Origin of the sequence: Streptomyces sp. NBC_01618, assembly GCF_045209435.1 — a bacterium.
Taxonomy (GTDB): Bacteria; Actinomycetota; Actinomycetes; order Streptomycetales; family Streptomycetaceae; genus Streptomyces.
Window position 1 is genome coordinate 3,132,243 of the sequence record NZ_CP109297.1, and the last position, 15,636, is coordinate 3,147,878.

The window sequence follows — 15,636 nt, forward strand, 5'->3', positions numbered from 1 at the left end:
GACGGTACGGACGGGGGCCGGTACGCGCAGTGCGGAACCGCGCGTACCGGCCCCCCGTCCATCCCCGTGTCAGCCGGTCGCCGACGCCCCCCAGACGCGGGCCCTCAGCGGCATGCGGGAGGCCCCGCCCTCCGCCGGGCGTACGACGAGGATCTGGTTGACGCCGATCTTGTTGTGCTCGAAGGACAGGGCGGAGGCGGCCATGTAGAGGCGCCAGACCCTGGCCCGTCCGGGCGAGGTCATCCGGACCGCCCGCTCCCAGTACTTCTCCAGGTTGGCGACCCAGGTGCGCAGGGTCAGTGCGTAGTGTTCGCGGATCGACTCGACGTCACGGACCTCGAAGCCGGCTTCTTCGAGGGTGGTCACGGTCCGTCCCACCGGGGCCAGTTCGCCGTCCGGGAAGACGTAGGCGTCGATGAACTCGTCCACGTGGTACGCGGACTCGTCCTTCTCGGGGCGGCGGGCGATCTGGTGGTTGAGCAGTCTGCCGCCGGGCTTGAGAAGTGCGTAGAGGTCGTCGGCGTACTCGCGGAAGCGGACGGAGCCGACGTGTTCCGCCATGCCGATGGACGAGATGGCGTCGTACGGGCCGTCCCTGACGTCCCGGTAGTCCTGGACCCGGATCTCGATCCGGTCGGTCAGGCCCTCTTCCGCGATGCGCTTCCTGGCGTAGGCGGCCTGTTCGACGGAGAGGGTCACTCCGGTGACCCGGGCGCCGTACTCGCGGGCCGCGTGGAGGGCCATGGAGCCCCAGCCGCAGCCGACGTCGAGGAGCCGGTCGCCCTCGTTCAGCGCGAGCTTGCGGCAGACCAGGTCGAGCTTGTCGCGCTGGGCGCCCTCGAGGATTCCGTCGTCCTCCCAGTAGGCGCAGGAGTAGACCATGGAGGGGCCGAGGACCAGTTCGTAGAAGTCATTGCCCACGTCGTAGTGGTGGCTGATGGCCTCCTTGTCGCGCCGCTTGGTGTGGAGGGTGCCGGTGCGGCGCCGTACCTCCTCGGGCGGCGGGGCGGGCGGGAGCCAGGGGCCGCCGAGCTGCAACAGCCCTTTGGCGAAGGCCCGCACCTTCGGGTCGCGGACCGGGTGGACGCTGTCCTTGGCCTCCGCGCCGCGGTCCCAGATCAGCGAGGCCATCAGGTCCAGGGCCTCGTACAGATCGCCTTCGATATCGAGTTCGCCCGCCACCCACGCGCGGGCCAGGCCCAGTTCACCCGGCTTCCAGAGCAGCCTGCGCAGCGCGCGGCGGTCCCGGATGACGAGGACGGGGGCATCGGGCGGTCCTGATTCGCTGCCGTCCCAGGCCCGGATACGGACCAGCAGCTTCTCTCCCAGCAACTCCTCGGCGAGAGCGGTCAGCCGCAATGCGGCGTCTGCCATGGCGCACACCTCCGTGATGGTGTTCCCAATGTGCCCAAATATGCCCAAACATGCCTGCAACCACGCCGAGCACCCACGACGCCACGGCGAGGTGCATCCCCGTCAACAGTCTGCGCAGCGCGCGCCATCCCGCTACAGCGCAACGGAAAGGCAAAATACCTGCACAGAGCACCTATCTGTGGGCGCACTGCGGTCCGGGTACGTGGATACGCCGAAGGGGCCGTCCGCACCACGGATGGCGGACGGCCCCTTCGGGCGTTGTGCACGTACTGCGCGGGCGAGTGGGCCCGCGGGCGGGCTAGGAGGCCTTGGCCTTCTCGCCCGCGGCCTTGGCGGCGGCCGGTGCCGGGGCCGGCTTGGCGGCCTCGTAGAACTCCTCGCGCGGCGTCTCCATGGCGCCGAGCGAGACAACCTCGCGCTTGAGGAACATCGCAAGGGTCCAGTCGGCGAAGATCCGGATCTTACGGTTCCAGGTCGGCATCGCCATGCCGTGGTAGCCACGGTGCATGTACCAGGCGAGACGGCCCTTGAGCTTGATCTTCATCTTGCCCATGACGATCATCGCGACGCCCTTGTGCAGCCCCAGACCGGCGACCGCACCCTTGTTGGCGTGGCTGTATTCCTTCTGCGGGAAGCCCCGCATCCCGGAGATGACGTTGTCGCCGAGGACCTTGGCCTGACGCAGCGCGTGCTGGGCGTTGGGCGGGCACCAGGCGTTCGGGTTGCCGGCCCGACGGCCGACCATGTCCGGGACCTGGGCGTTGTCGCCCGCGGCCCAGATGTAGTCGGTGCCCTGCACCTGGAGCTTCTCGGAGGTGTCCACGTGACCGCGCGGACCGAGCGGCAGGCCGAAACGGGCCAGCGCCGGGTTCGGCTTCACGCCGGCCGTCCACACGATCGTGTTGGAGTCGACCTCCAGGCCGTTCTTCAGCACGACGTGACCGTCGACGCAGGAGTCCATGGAGGTCGAGAGGAAGACCTCGACGCCACGGGACTCCAGGTGCTCCCGGCCCCAGGTGCCCAGCTTCGGGCCGACCTCGGGAAGGATCTTGTCGGCGGCGTCGACGAGGATGAAGCGCATTTCCTCGCGCTTCACGTTCGTGTAGTACTTCGCCGCGTCGCGGGCCATGTCCTCGACCTCGCCGATGGTCTCTGCGCCGGCGAATCCGCCGCCCACGAAGACGAACGTCAACGCCCTGCGGCGGACGTCCTCATCGGCCGTCGAGTCGGCCTTGTCCAGCTGTTCGAGGACGTGGTTGCGCAGGCCGATGGCCTCCTCGATGCCCTTCATGCCGATGCCCTGCTCGGCGAGGCCGGGGATCGGGAAGGTGCGGGAGATCGCGCCCATCGCGACGACCAGGTAGTCGAAGGGCAGCTCGTAGGCCTCGCCGACGAGCGGCGCGACCGTGGCGACCTTGCGGTCCTGATCGATGGTGGTGACGCGGCCGGTGAGAACCTCGGCCTTCGGCAGTACGCGTCGCAGCGGGACGACGACATGCCGAGGCGAGATGCTGCCGGCGGCGGCTTCGGGGAGGAAGGGCTGGTAGGTCATGTACGACCGGGGGTCGACGACCGTGACGGTCGCCTCGCCGTAGCGCATCTTCTTCAGAATGCGCCGAGCTGCGTACAGGCCTACGTACCCACCGCCTACTACGAGGATCCTGGGACGCTCCGTGGTGCTCATGCCATCGAGTATCCACCCCCCTCGGGTGGAGGGCTCGTGAGCCCCTTCACAAGTTATCCCCCACCCTCTGCTACACTCCGCCGCCCACGTGACCGAGGTCATGACCCCGGAGGGGAACCACGGCGTGGCGGCGAACGTTGCTCACCGCCTGTGAGCTGGCCCTTGAGCCGTCGGGCCGGGCGAACCACCGCCCCGATCCACGCGCCGACAACGCGCCCGGAACGGTCCCGTATCGACACGGGACGACCCCGCGAGCGGCCTTCGATGCCCGTACGGACGAGAACTGCCCTCCGCGGGGCCGAATTCCTTGTGAAGAAGTTCACGAAGTTTGTCGCGACGTGTGCCGCGGAGGGCCCCTCGGGTGGCCCACATCGGCTCAAAAGTGCAGGCCGGAGTGCGCATGAGCACCGTTTCGGCACCCTGCGGAAGGCCGGTGCGCAGTGCCGCTCACGGTCGCCGCGGGGGCGGGTCCTAGGCGATCGACCAGCCGATTCCGTCGAGGATGTCGTGCTCGCTGACGACGACCTCCCGGGCCCCGGTCCGCTTCATCACGGCGAGCAGGATCAGCGTCCCGGCGGTGATCACGTCGACCCGTCCCGGATGCATGGCGCCGATCGCGGCACGCTCGGCGTGGGTGGAGGCGAGGAGCCGTCCGGTGATCTCCTGGACCTGGTCGAGGGAGATCCGGGAGTGGTGGATCGCCTCGGAGTCGTACGCGTCGAGCTCCAGGGCGATCGCGGCGACCGTGGTGACCGTCCCGGCGAGGCCGACGAGGGTGGCGGTCCCGGTGAGCGGGACGCTCTTCTCGGCGAGATCGAGGGCCGCGTCGATGTCGGCGCGGATCGCGGTGATCTCGTCGGGGGTCGGCGGATCGCTCACGACGCCGTCGTGCACGAGGTGCCGCTCGGTCATCCGGACGCACCCTATGTCCACGGAGCGCGCGGCCCGCACGTGGTCGTCGCCGACGACGAATTCGGTGGAGCCGCCGCCGATGTCCACGACGAGATACGGCTTCTCGAAGTGGTCGCGGCCCGCGAGTTCCTTGGTGGCGCCGATGAAGGAGAACTCCGCCTCCTCGTCACCGCTGATCACCTCGGGCTCGACGCCCAGGATGTCCAGCACGCCGCGGACGAACTCGTCCCTGTTCTCCGCGTCGCGGGAGGCGGAGGTGGCGACGAAGCGGATCTTCCGGGCGCCGTGCTCCTTGATCACCTCCGCGTACTGGCGGCACGCGGCGAAGGTCCGTTCCAGGGCCTCGGGCGCGAGCCGGCCGGTGCGGTCGACGCCCTGCCCGAGGCGGACGATCTCCATCCGCCGGTCGAGCTCGACGAGCTCACCGGTGGACGGGTCCGCGTCGGCGACGAGCAGACGGATGGAGTTGGTACCGCAGTCGATGGCGGCCACGCGGGTCATGAAGTACTCCCAGATCAAGCCCCTCCGGCAGTCGAGGAGCAGTTCAAGCCCCTCCGGCGACTGAGGAGCAGAGGCCCGAGGCAGAGCCCCAAACCAAGCCCCTCCGGCGACTGAGGAGCAGAGGCCCGGGGCAGAGCCCCAAACCAAGCCCCTCCGGCGACTGAGGAGCAGAGGCCCGAGGCAGAGCCCCAAACCAAGCCCCTCCGGCGATTGAGGAGCAGGGGTCCGGGGGCGGAGCCCCCGGGGGGGGAACGCTCAGTCCTCGTCCGGCGCGCCGCACGGCGAAACGCACGGCCCCTTGCGCCACCACTCCGGCAGCATCGCGATCGCCTCGTCGCCCAGCGGGTTCACCCCGGGCCCCGCGGCCAGCGAGTGCCCGACCAGCACGTGCAGGCACTTCACCCGGTCCGGCATGCCCCCCGCGCTCGGGAAGCCCTCCAGCACCTCGATGGCGTCGCGCCGGGCGATGTAGTCCTCGTGCGCGGCCCGGTACGCGGCGGCCAGCTCGGGGTCCGTACCGAGGCGCTCGGTCATCTCCTTCATGACGCCGTTCGCCTCCAGCGTGCCGATCGCGGACGCGGCACGCGGGCACGTCAGGTAGTACGTCGTCGGGAACGGCGTACCGTCCTCCAGCCGGGGCTGCGTCTCGACCACGTCCGGGTTGCCGCACGGGCAGCGGTGCGCGATCGCGCGCAGCCCGCGCGGTGGGCGGCCCAGCTGCTGCTGGAACGCGGCGATGTCCGCCTCGGTGGGCGCGGTGGACTCGGTCTGCGGAGGGGGGGTTTCCATGCCTGCCTAGGTTCTGATCGGGCTGCTCGAACTGCGGTTCTGCAGAGGGATGAAGGAGGGACGAAGGGGGACGAGGAGAGTCAGTCGCGGTCGGCGCTGTCGACGCCGTCCCAGAGGTTGGAGTGCCACGGCCGGTCGGAATCGTCCGTCTCGCCGTTGCGCTCCCTGACCGCGTCGGGGTCGATCACCGTGTAACCGGTCTCCCCGGGAAGAAGGTAGTGCAGGTGCTTGCGGGCCAGCTGCCGGACGTACGCGTCGTCCTGGAGACGCGCCTTCTCGTCGCGGAGCTCCTCGGTGCGGGCACGGGCCTCCTGCGCCAGGCGCTCCTGGTCAGCGATCTCGTCCCGCTGCGAGACGTACTGCCGCATCGGGTACGCGAGCGCCACCACCAGGGAGCAGACGACGAGGGCGAGGAAGGCCGCCCGGCCGGTGAGCCGGGAGCGGCGGGCCTGACGGCGGCTCTGCGACCGGTAGACACGGGCGGCGGTCTGCTCGCCGAGCAGCCGCAGCCGGGTCGCGGTGGAGAACCGGTCCCGGTCCTTCGCGGCCATGTCTCCGCCTCCCCGTTACGCACGTCCGTCCCCGCACACGGTACGGGACCGAGTGCGGGGACGGACGCAAGCCGGGTGCTTCGGCCCACGACGGGCCGGTGCTCAGCCCTTGCTCTGCTTATTGGTTCGCAGAGCGCTGTGCTTATGGGTTCGCAGAGCGCTGTGCTTATTGGTTCGCAGAGCGCTGTGCTTATTGGTTCGCAGAGCGCTGTGCTTATTGGTTCGCAGAGCGAAACCGGGGGAACGCCGAGCGGCCCGCGTACACCGCGGCGTCGTCGAGGATCTCCTCGATGCGCAGCAGCTGGTTGTACTTGGCGACGCGGTCCGAGCGGGCCGGGGCGCCGGTCTTGATCTGGCCGCAGTTCACCGCGACGGCGAGGTCCGCGATGGTGACGTCCTCGGTCTCGCCGGAGCGGTGGGACATCATGCACTTGAAGCCGTTGCGCTGGGCGAGCTCGACGGCGTCCAGGGTCTCGGTCAGCGAACCGATCTGGTTGACCTTGACGAGCAGGGCGTTGGCGGAGCCCTCCTCGATGCCGCGGGCCAGGCGCTCCGGGTTGGTGACGAAGAGGTCGTCGCCGACGATCTGCACCTTGGCGCCGAGCCTGTCGGTGATGACCTTCCAGCCGGCCCAGTCGTCCTCGTACAGCGGGTCCTCGATGGAGACCAGCGGGTACGCGGAGACGAGCTCCTCGTAGTACTCGGTCATCTCGGCGGCCGAGCGGGACTTGCCCTCGAACTCGTACGTGCCGTCCTTGTAGAACTCGGACGCGGCGACGTCGAGCGCGAGCGCGATGTCCTTGCCCGGGACGTAGCCGGCTTCCTTGATGGCCTCGACGATGAGGTCGAGGGCGGCGCGGTTCGACTCCAGGTTCGGCGCGAAGCCGCCCTCGTCGCCGAGACCGGTCGAAAGTCCCTTGGTCTTCAGGACCTTCTTCAGCGTGTGGTACACCTCGGCACCCCAGCGCAGCGCCTCGGAGAAGGACTCCGCGCCGATCGGGGCGATCATGAACTCCTGGATGTCCACGTTGGAGTCGGCGTGCGACCCACCGTTGAGGATGTTCATCATCGGAACGGGCAGCAGGTGCGCGTTCGGGCCGCCGAGGTAGCGGAAGAGCGGCAGGTCCGAGGCCTCGGAGGCGGCGTGGGCGACGGCCAGCGAGACGCCGAGGATGGCGTTGGCGCCGAGCGAGCCCTTGTTCTCGGTGGCGTCCAGGTCGAACATCGCCTGGTCGATCAGCCGCTGCTCGGTCGCGTCGTATCCGACGAGCTCCGGGCCGATCTGCTCGATCACGGCGAGGACGGCCTTCTCCACGCCCTTGCCCTGGTAGCGGTTGGGGTCACCGTCGCGAAGCTCAATGGCCTCGAACGCACCGGTGGAGGCGCCGGACGGCACGGCAGCACGGCCCGTGCTGCCGTCGTCGAGGCCAACCTCGACCTCGACCGTGGGGTTCCCCCGGGAGTCGAGGATTTCCCGGGCTACGACGACGTCGATGGACGGCACGAGGCATCTCCTTCTGGGATATGACACTGGTTGTGCAGGGTCACTTTGGCCTTGCGACAAGAGCCTAACCGGCCCGGCCCGCTCAGCCGGACGACCGCCCGACCCCTGGGACGAAAAAGGACCCGAGGGCGAGCATTGCCAGACAAACCGTCAGAATTTTATTGGTCAGTAACTACAACAGTTGAACGATCACACAGAGCAGAGGCGTCACGCGGGGGTGGCGCGCGACACAGGAAACCCCGGCCCGGCGCATACGGGGGATGCGCGCCGGGCCGGGGTGCTCGGGGAGGAGAGGCCCTGGACTACTTGGTCAGGTGCAGCTGCTGACCCGGGTAGATCAGGTCCGCGTCCTTGACGATGTCCTTGTTCAGCTCGAACAGCCGCTGCCAGCCGCCCTTGACCTTGTGGTCGGCGGCGATCTTGCTCAGGGAGTCGCCGGAGGCGACCTTGTACTCGCCGTCACCCTTCCCGACCTTCTGGCCGGTCGGGGTGGTGACGGTCTTCTTCGACTCGGCCTGCGGGGCGGCGGAGCGGTCCGAGCGGTCGGCGGCGGGAGCCTCGGTGCGCTCGGCCTTCTTCGGCTGCGCCTGCTGCTTCGGCGCGGCCGGGGCGCTCTGCTGCTTGGTGGCGCCGGAGTTCGAGGAGGAGCCGGTGTCGACGCCCGGGTCGACACCGTCGTTGGTCAGGTTGCCGGCACCGGCACAGCCCCAGGCGCCCGGACCCTGCATGGCGAGGAGCTTCTCGGCGGTGGCGATCTGCTGGGCCTTGGTGGCCAGGTCGGCACGGGGGGCGTACTGCGTACCGGCGGCGGCGGCCCAGCTGGACTGCGAGAACTGCAGACCGCCGTAGTAGCCGTTACCGGTGTTGATGGACCAGTTGCCACCCGACTCGCACTGGGCGACGGCGTCCCAGGTGGCGACGGAGGCGGCGGAGGCGCCGGTCGCGCCCATCAGCGGAACGGCGACGGCGGCACCGGCGACACCGGCGAGCGTGGCGACACGGACGGCCTTGGACGGGCGGCGGTGCTTGCCCTTGCTGGAAAACAGCATGGAACTTCTCCTCACCGACGCCTACGAGGTGAGCTGTCGGGTTCGGGCCAAGTGAGTTGCCCGGTCGCACGTCCTAGCACGCGACTTCACCCCAAGCCGGTCCTGATGCGTCTTTCGACGATCGGGCCCGGCGCTTACCTGGGTCCCCCGCTCCTGCCTACGGCGCTTTACGCGTCTGTTCCCTTCGACCGACGGCAGGATTCGGCGTGACGGTCGACGGGGCCCGCGGTGCGAGCGGTTCCGACCGTAAACATAGGCAACCCCCACTTTCAAAGATGAACACATCGGACAATCAGCCCTTACTTGCATGTGAGGAACCATCGTTTTCGCAGGTGGGACGCGATACGACGGGAGCCCCTGGGCGCGACACGCCAATTGACGCAAAGAGACCCATGTCTCACTTACGCATAAGCGGACATAGGTCCCTGAACTACCCCGATTTTTGGGGCTCTTTTAGTCGATTTTCATACCGCCCTCACTCGGCCTCCACGCCGAGATCAAGACTCTGGCCAGGGAGGACGAGGTCCGGGTCGTTGCCGACGGCCCCCTTGTTGGCCTCATAGAGCGCAGGCCAGCCACCAGGAACCTTCTGTGCGTCAGCAATCGCCCAGAGATTGTCGCCGGGGTGGACGGTGTACATGCCGTCGGCGGCCGACGCGCCCGCGTCGCGTGCGCCACCGTCGCCCCGGGAGGCGTGGCGTCCCGACTCGCGGTCGAGGCCGCCGCCCGCACCTCGGCCCCCCTCGGGGGCCGGGGCGCCACGGTGCTTACCACCCGTACGGCCGGAGGAATCGGATGAATCACGCGTATCAGGCATTTCGGGCGCGTCGGAGGACGGGGCGGCCGACTCCGTGGCCGAAGGCTGCGCGGAGGGCTCGGCCTTCCCTGCCGACCCGTCGGCACCGCCCAAGCCCTTCGAGCCGCCCTTGCCGCCCTTGCCGCCCGTGGCGTCCGTGGCGTCCGTGACGCCGTCCGACGGCGTGGCGCCGTCGGCCGGGGACGCCGACGTGCCGTCAGCCGGCTCCGCGCTCTGCGTCGGCTCGAGCGAGGGCGCGACCCCCGGATCGACGCCCGGCAGCGTCCCGTCCTCCGCGAGGCCGGAAATGACCGCACAGCTGGGCCAGGCCTGCGGGCCCTGGTCCTCCAGCACCTTCTCGGCCACGGCTATCTGCTGCGCGCGGCTGGCGAGGTCGGCGCGCTCGGCGTACGAATCGCCGCCGTACGCCTTCCAGGTCTCCTGCGAGAACTGCAGGCCGCCGTAGAAGCCGTTGCCGAAGTCGGAGCTCCACATGCCGGCGCTCTCGCACTCGGCCACCCGGTCCCAGGTCGTCGCGTCGGCGGCGTGCGCGCCGGCCGCGCCGAGCAGCGGGATGGCGATGGCCGATCCGGTCACGCCCGCGGCGACGACGATGGCGGGTGCCTGACGAGGGCGACGGTGTCTGCCGTTCGCGGAGCCCATGGGGATACCTTCCGTGTGACTGACGAGTGACTGGTGAGTCGAACGGTGAACCTAGCCGGACTCGAACGCGCGTCACAAGTCGATGCAGCGCAGATCACGTGAAAGTCACAGACTTGACGGGATGTCACTTTGCGCGGGTGCAGACCCCGGCGTGAACTCCACGGGCAGCGTGCGCAGTCCACGCATGATGAGCCCGCCACGCCATCGCAAATCGGTAGGTTCCACCGCAAGTCGCAGGTCGGGAAGGCGCCTCAGGAGCGTGGCGAGCGCGGTCTGTCCCTCCAGCCGGGCGAGCGGTGCTCCCAGGCAGTAGTGGATGCCGTGCCCGTATCCGAGGTGCTGATTGTCACTCCGTGCGAGGTCGAGCGTGTCGGGGTCCTCGAAGCGTTCCGGGTCGCGGTCGGCGGCGGCGAGGACGACGAGCACGGGGTCGCCGGCCGCGATCTCCTGTCCGCCGAGCGTCAGCGGCTCGGTGGCGAACCGCCAGGTCGCCAGCTCCACCGGACCGTCGTACCGCAGCAGTTCCTCGATCCCGGTCTCCAGCAGCCGGCTCTCCCCCGCGTCGAGGGAGAGGTGCAGCCGCTCGCGCTGTGCGGGGTTGCGGAGCAGGGCGTACACACCGTTGCCGATGAGATTGACCGTTGTCTCGAATCCGGCGAACAGAAGAATGAAGGCCATGGCCGCGGCCTCGTTCTCGGTGAGGTGCTCGCCGTGGTCGCTGGCCCGGATCAGCCCCGAGATCAGATCGTCCCCCGGGTTCTCCCTCTTACGGTGGATCAGTTCGGCGAGATAGCCGCGCATCTTCTTCACCGACCTGGCCACCCCGCCGCGCGGGCCGCCGCCGTGCCGGATCATCATGCCCGCCCAGTCCCGGAAGTCGTCCTGGTCCTCGGGCGGGACCCCGAGCAGGTCGCAGATCGCGTAGATGGGGAGCGGGAACGCGAAGTCGTGGATGAGGTCCGCCGTCCCCTGCGCGATGAAGCGGTCGATGAGGCGGTCCGTCAGTTCCTGCACGCGCGGGGCGAACTCGGCGACCCGGCGCGGGGTGAACGCCTTGGAGACGAGGCGGCGCAGCCGGGTGTGGTCGGGCGGGTCGATGTTCAGCAGATGCGTCATCAGCTCCGCCTTGCGCTCGCCGGGGATGCCCGTCTTCCCCTTGGCGTGCGCCGGCTCGGCGTGGTGTGCCGGGTTCTTGGAGAGCCGGGTGTCGGCGAGGGCCTGCCGCGCGTCCGCGTACCGGGTCACGAGCCACGCCTCGACGCCGCTGGGCAGCGCGGTGCGGTGCACGGGACTGTGCTCGCGCAGCCAGGCGTAGGCCGGGTACGGGTCGGTGGCGAACTCCCACGTGAAGAGTTCGGGTGCGTCGGCGGGGCGGGCGGCGGGGCAGGCGGCGAGGTCGTCCGCCGGCTGATCGGCCGGACGGTCGTCGCGGCCGTCCGCGGGCTGACCGGCGGGGCGGGCGGCGGGGCTGTGGTTCACCCCCCGACGTTATCCGTTGCCCCCGGACGCCATCCGTCGCCCTCCGGCGCCATCCGTCGCCCTCCGGCGCCATCCGTCGCCCTCCGGCGCCATCCGTCGCCCTCCGGCGCTATCCGGCGCTATCCGTTGCCCTCCGCCGCCCGGATGGCGTCCCGGTAGGCGCGGCCCGCGGCCCGCAGTGCGGCCTCGGGGTCGATGCCGTCGCGTTCGGCGCGTACGGCGAGGGCGAGGAGCTCGTAACCGATGCCGTCGCCCGTGGGGAGCGGCACGTCGAGCTCCGCGGTACGGACCCGGCCCGCCAGTTTCGCCGCCAGGGCCAGCCCGGGCTGGCCGAGCGGCACGCCGTCGGTGACCGAGTCGCGCTGCTTCTCTACGGCCTTGGTCCGCAGCCAGTGCGCGTGGACGTCCTCCGGGGTCTCGGCGGTCTCGTCGCCGAAGACGTGCGGGTGGCGGTGGATCAGCTTCTCTACGAGGGTCGCGGCCACGTCGTCGACGGAGAACGGTTCCGCTCCATCCTCAGGGCGGCCGTCCTCCGCGATCCGCGCGTGGAAGACGACCTGGAGCAGTACGTCCCCGAGCTCCTCGCGCAGCTCGTCGCGGTCGCCGTCCTCGATCGCCTCGACGAGTTCGTACGCCTCCTCGATGGCGTACTTGGCGAGGCCCTTGTGGGTCTTCTGCGAGGTCCAGGGGCATTCGAGCCGGATCCGGTCCATGACCTGGACCAGATCGAGGAGCCTGGCACCCGGCAGATCGTACGAACCGGGCAGCAGCTCCAGGTCCGGCATCCGCACCCGTCCCGAGCCGGCCAGCCGGGCGAGCCCGTCGGTCAGCGGCTGGTTGCCTTCGCCGCCCGTGAGGACGACGACGCTCCGGCCGCCCGCGCAGGCGTCGACGAGTTCCTGCGCGGTGGGCGCGGACTGCTCGACGGCGACGCCCGCCTCGCGCAGATACGGCAGCTGCGGATTGTCCTGCTCGGCGCAGAGCACCCGGTCGGCGGCGTGCAGCGCCTGCCAGGCGGGCCAGGACAGGAGCCCGGGCGCGACGCGGTGACTGGCGGTGAGCAGGACGATACGGCCGGGATCTTCAGCGTTCACCGTTCGAATCTACTCCGGTCGGTCCGGTCGCCGTTTCCCCGGTCTTCTAGGCGCCGGCCCCGGCGGGCTTGGTGACCTGCTTGATCCAGGGGGCCTTGTAGTTGGCGAGCTGGGTCTGCTTGTCGTCCCAGGCGCCGTAGCGCGGGTTGACGTCGACCTTCAGTTCCTTGGACGCCTTGCTGAGCGCGTCGCCGACGGCCTTCTGCCCCGCCGGCTGCTGCAGGTCGGCGCCGAGCGCCTGGGCGAGCTTCGTCAGCTGGACCTGCTCGCGAAGCACGGCGTCGATCTGGTCGGGGGCGACCCAGCTCTGCTGGAGCATCGCCGTACGCAGCTGCGCCTCTCCCCCGGACTGGGCGGCCGCCGCCTTCCGCATCTGCTGGATCTCGTTGCGGCTGACGGTCACGCCCGCGTCCCGCGCGGCCCGGTCCAGGACCCGGTCGAAGATCATGCCGTGCAGCTTGGCCCGGCTGAGCTGCCCGGACTTGTCGATGAGCTGCGAGGCGTCCTTCGAGTCGCGCTGGGCCTCCCGTACCGCCGCCACCTGACCCTGCAGCGTGGCCACCTCGATCCGGTCCCCGCCGACGAGGGCCGCGGCACCCGGGTGGGCCTGGCTGCCGCAGGCGGTCAGGAGTGGGGCTCCGGCCAGCAGGACGGCGGAGACGGTGAGCGCGGTGCGACGGCGGCGGTGCAAAGGAACCTCCCGGGGAGAGTTTGTGCATCAGTGCACAAGACCTTGCGTTGATCGATGTTAGGCAGTGGATGTGGTTGAGGCCACTGGTTCGACCAACGATTCGGAAGGAGTTGGGGCTGTGGGAACCCGCACGGGGCTGCGCGGCGTTCAGGAGACGTGTTCGCAGACGCGTTCCGCAGACGCGGTCAGGGCGCGCTCGGCCGCCGGGCCCCTGCTCTCCGGGCGCAGCATGATCGTGCGCGAGAGACGCCGGGTCAGCCGCCGTGTACTTCCACCTGGCGGTCGAGTCGGCGGCGCAGCTCCACCGGCAGTGGGTGATGCGGTCCGTAGGCCCGCTCCGTTTCGTACAGCAGTCCCTGCAGCTGTACACGCGCCGCCACGTGGTCGCCGACCGCGAGCAGCAGGTGCCCGATGCGGTTGCGGATCTCGAAGGAGCGGGCCGGATCGTGGCCTGTGGCGTGGCGGTTCTCGTAGTACGGGAGAACGGCGCGGTACTCCGCGAGCGCGGCGGCCGGTTCGCCGAGCTGTTCCAGGCACTGGGCCGCGTCGTAGCGGAACTGGAGCGTCTGGGCGTCGGCCGGGCCGGCCTCCGCGGCGCGGTCGTCGGCGAGGCGGCGCAGTTCGGGCAGGGCGCGGCGGTACTGGCCGTCGTCCATCAGCGTCGCCGCGTACTGCTTGCGCAGGATGCGGACCACGGCGGAGTCCTCGCCGTGCTGTTCGGCCGCGACCGGGAGGATCGAGCCGAGGATGTCCACGGCCTGGGTGATGCGGCCCTCTCCGAGGAGCTCCTTGACGTCGTCGACGGCGGCTGCGACATCGGGCCGGGCGGCCGCCGGTGCGGGTGGGGCCGGGGGCGGGGGCGGTGTGGTGGCGCGGTCGGGCCAGGGGGCGTGCGGGCGCAGGAAAGGACGGGTCGGGTCGAGCGGCCCGGTGGGCAGCCCGTTGCCCCGGGAGGGGAGCAGCGGGGCGAGGTGTTCGTACACCTCCTGGGCGCCGGCTGGGCGGTGCTGCGGGTCCTTGGCCAGCAGCCGCAGCACCAGCGCTTCGAGCGGTTCGGGGATGTCGGGCCGGATCCGGCGGACCGGGAGCGGCGGCTCGTAGAGGTGGCGGTGCAGCACGCCGAGAGCGGTCGATCCCGCGAACGGCACGTCACCGCTGAGGAGTTCGTGGAGGAGTACGCCGAGTGCGTACAGATCGGTGTACGGGCCGACGGCACCGCCCATCGCCTGCTCGGGCGCCATGTAGGCCGGGGAGCCGATCGGCGAACCGGTGTGGGTGAGGCGGGTGGTGTCGGTGTCCAGGACGGAGGCGACGCCCAGGTCGAGGACGGTGACGGTGCCGTCCGGACGCACCATCACATTGCGGGGCTTGAGGTCGCGGTGGACGATCGGCACTGCGTGCACGGCGGAGAGGACGGCGCAGAGCTGGACGGCGACCGCGACGGACCACTGCCAGGGGTACGGGTCGTGCTCGGCGAGGTGATCGGCGAGGTCGGCTCCCTCGACGTACTGCATGACGAGGAACAGGTCGTCGCCGTCACTCCCCGCGTCGTGGACCGTGACCAGGCCGGGGTGGTCGACCTGGGCGGTGACCCGGCACTCGCGGACGAAGCGGCGGCGCAGCTCGTCCGCCGCCTCGCTGCCGACGGGGCCGGTGACCCGGTCGGGGCGGAGCAGCTTCACCGCGACCCGGCGGTCCAGGCGCTGGTCGTACGCCGTCCAGACCTGGCCCATGCCGCCCTGGCCCAGGACGGTCGCCAGCTGGTACCGCCCGCCGATGACACGTCCGTTCACCGGTTCCCCTCCTTACGGAGGTAGTCGCTCAACTCGTCGAGCTCGGCGCGGACCTGGTCGATGCGCTGGGGCCGAGGCTGCGGCTGCGGCTGGGGCTGGGGGTGGTGCTGGGGGTGGTGCTGGGGCTGGGGGTGGTGCTGGGGCTGCGGGTGGTGCTGGGGCTGCGGGTGGTGCGGCTGGGGCTGCGGGTACGGCTGTGGTGGTGCGGCGGGCGGTTGTCGTACGGGCGCGACGACCGGCATCGGGGTGGCGAGCGGCGCGACGGGTGCCGGCGCGGGCGCGGGCACACCCACGGGCAGCGGCATCGTGGCCGCGTATCCGTACCCCGGTGCCATGGGCGCGTACCCGCCCATGACGCTCCGCTTCGCGAGCTGTTCGTAGTGGCGGATGTCCCCGACCAGGTAGTACGCGGGGGCGGCCACCATCATCACCAGCAGCAGCGGTATGAGGACGTTGTCGATGCCGCTGGGGTCGTCGCTGCCGTCCCTGCCGATGATCGGCAGCAGCACGCAGACGAAGACGAAACCGGCCCCGGTCAGCCACCAGTCGGACGCCCTGCGGCGCACGATCGCGAGGCGGAGGAGCGGGCTCCACAGCAGCAGTCCGAGCGAGCACACCGGGAGCACGATGAACAGCACGCGCATCGAGACGATCCAGGCCCGGCCGGGAACCCGGCGTGGTGGCATCGGCGGATGACCCGGGGCGTACATGGCTGCTCCTGGAGACCTGGTCGTTGAACGTCCACGCACACGCTCG

At 70.3% G+C, this 15,636-nt stretch carries 13 protein-coding genes and 1 riboswitch; all 13 genes read right to left on the minus strand.

Annotated features, from left to right (window positions below; all coding sequences use genetic code 11):
• Window positions 1-69 precede the first annotated feature (69 nt).
• A complete protein-coding gene (locus tag OH735_RS14615) occupies window positions 70-1,374 on the minus strand; it encodes a class I SAM-dependent methyltransferase (RefSeq protein ID WP_406381936.1) in 1,305 nt (434 codons plus the stop codon).
• A 298-nt stretch (window positions 1,375-1,672) separates the two neighbouring features.
• Window positions 1,673-3,058 (minus strand): NAD(P)/FAD-dependent oxidoreductase, encoded by a 1,386-nt coding sequence (locus tag OH735_RS14620; RefSeq protein WP_406381937.1) that lies wholly within the window; start codon window positions 3,056-3,058, stop codon window positions 1,673-1,675.
• Window positions 3,059-3,529: 471 nt separating this feature from the next.
• Window positions 3,530-4,471 carry an exopolyphosphatase gene (locus OH735_RS14625; RefSeq protein WP_406381938.1) on the minus strand — a complete coding sequence of 314 codons (942 nt, stop codon included), beginning with the start codon at window positions 4,469-4,471 and terminating at the stop codon, window positions 3,530-3,532.
• 255 nt (window positions 4,472-4,726) lie between these two features.
• Entirely contained in the window at window positions 4,727-5,260 is a 534-nt protein-coding gene (locus OH735_RS14630; RefSeq protein ID WP_351261362.1) for a DUF501 domain-containing protein, read from the minus strand.
• An 80-nt stretch (window positions 5,261-5,340) separates the two neighbouring features.
• Window positions 5,341-5,811, minus strand: a complete 471-nt coding sequence (locus OH735_RS14635) for a septum formation initiator family protein (protein ID WP_406381939.1) — start codon at window positions 5,809-5,811, stop codon at window positions 5,341-5,343.
• A 214-nt stretch (window positions 5,812-6,025) separates the two neighbouring features.
• Window positions 6,026-7,315, minus strand: coding sequence for a phosphopyruvate hydratase (eno, locus tag OH735_RS14640; protein WP_406381940.1), 1,290 nt, complete (start codon window positions 7,313-7,315; stop codon window positions 6,026-6,028).
• A gap of 302 nt (window positions 7,316-7,617) precedes the next feature.
• A complete protein-coding gene (locus OH735_RS14645) occupies window positions 7,618-8,364 on the minus strand; it encodes a transglycosylase family protein (protein ID WP_406381942.1) in 747 nt (248 codons plus the stop codon).
• Window positions 8,365-8,367: 3 nt separating this feature from the next.
• Window positions 8,368-8,539, minus strand: a riboswitch (cyclic di-AMP (ydaO/yuaA leader).
• 300 nt (window positions 8,540-8,839) lie between these two features.
• A complete protein-coding gene (locus tag OH735_RS14650) occupies window positions 8,840-9,823 on the minus strand; it encodes a transglycosylase family protein (protein ID WP_406381944.1) in 984 nt (327 codons plus the stop codon).
• 105 nt (window positions 9,824-9,928) lie between these two features.
• On the minus strand, window positions 9,929-11,302 hold the full coding sequence (locus OH735_RS14655) for a cytochrome P450 (RefSeq protein ID WP_406381945.1): 1,374 nt from the start codon (window positions 11,300-11,302) through the stop codon (window positions 9,929-9,931).
• 119 nt (window positions 11,303-11,421) lie between these two features.
• Window positions 11,422-12,396: a nucleoside triphosphate pyrophosphohydrolase gene (locus tag OH735_RS14660; RefSeq protein ID WP_406381946.1), complete on the minus strand. Its 975-nt coding sequence runs from the start codon at window positions 12,394-12,396 to the stop codon at window positions 11,422-11,424.
• Between the two features lie 46 nt (window positions 12,397-12,442).
• Window positions 12,443-13,087, minus strand: a complete 645-nt coding sequence (locus OH735_RS14665; RefSeq protein WP_406381947.1) for a SurA N-terminal domain-containing protein — start codon at window positions 13,085-13,087, stop codon at window positions 12,443-12,445.
• A gap of 254 nt (window positions 13,088-13,341) precedes the next feature.
• A complete protein-coding gene (locus OH735_RS14670) occupies window positions 13,342-14,880 on the minus strand; it encodes a protein kinase domain-containing protein (RefSeq protein ID WP_406381948.1) in 1,539 nt (512 codons plus the stop codon).
• Window positions 14,877-15,590, minus strand: coding sequence for a hypothetical protein (locus tag OH735_RS14675; RefSeq protein WP_406381949.1), 714 nt, complete (start codon window positions 15,588-15,590; stop codon window positions 14,877-14,879). Before OH735_RS14675 ends, OH735_RS14670 begins: the two co-directional genes overlap by 4 nt.
• Window positions 15,591-15,636 lie beyond the last annotated feature (46 nt).

Excerpts from the sequence above, each read along its gene's own strand:
- OH735_RS14615 (WP_406381936.1), bottom strand. The coding sequence starts at position 1,374 with ATGGCAGACGCCGCATTGCGGCTGACCGCTCTCGCCGAGGAGTTGCTG.
- OH735_RS14620 (WP_406381937.1), bottom strand. The coding sequence starts at position 3,058 with ATGAGCACCACGGAGCGTCCCAGGATCCTCGTAGTAGGCGGTGGGTAC.
- OH735_RS14625 (WP_406381938.1), bottom strand. The coding sequence starts at position 4,471 with ATGACCCGCGTGGCCGCCATCGACTGCGGTACCAACTCCATCCGTCTG.
- OH735_RS14630 (WP_351261362.1), bottom strand. The coding sequence starts at position 5,260 with ATGGAAACCCCCCCTCCGCAGACCGAGTCCACCGCGCCCACCGAGGCG.
- OH735_RS14635 (WP_406381939.1), bottom strand. The coding sequence starts at position 5,811 with ATGGCCGCGAAGGACCGGGACCGGTTCTCCACCGCGACCCGGCTGCGG.
- OH735_RS14645 (WP_406381942.1), bottom strand. The coding sequence starts at position 8,364 with ATGCTGTTTTCCAGCAAGGGCAAGCACCGCCGCCCGTCCAAGGCCGTC.
- OH735_RS14650 (WP_406381944.1), bottom strand. The coding sequence starts at position 9,823 with ATGGGCTCCGCGAACGGCAGACACCGTCGCCCTCGTCAGGCACCCGCC.
- OH735_RS14675 (WP_406381949.1), bottom strand. The coding sequence starts at position 15,590 with ATGTACGCCCCGGGTCATCCGCCGATGCCACCACGCCGGGTTCCCGGC.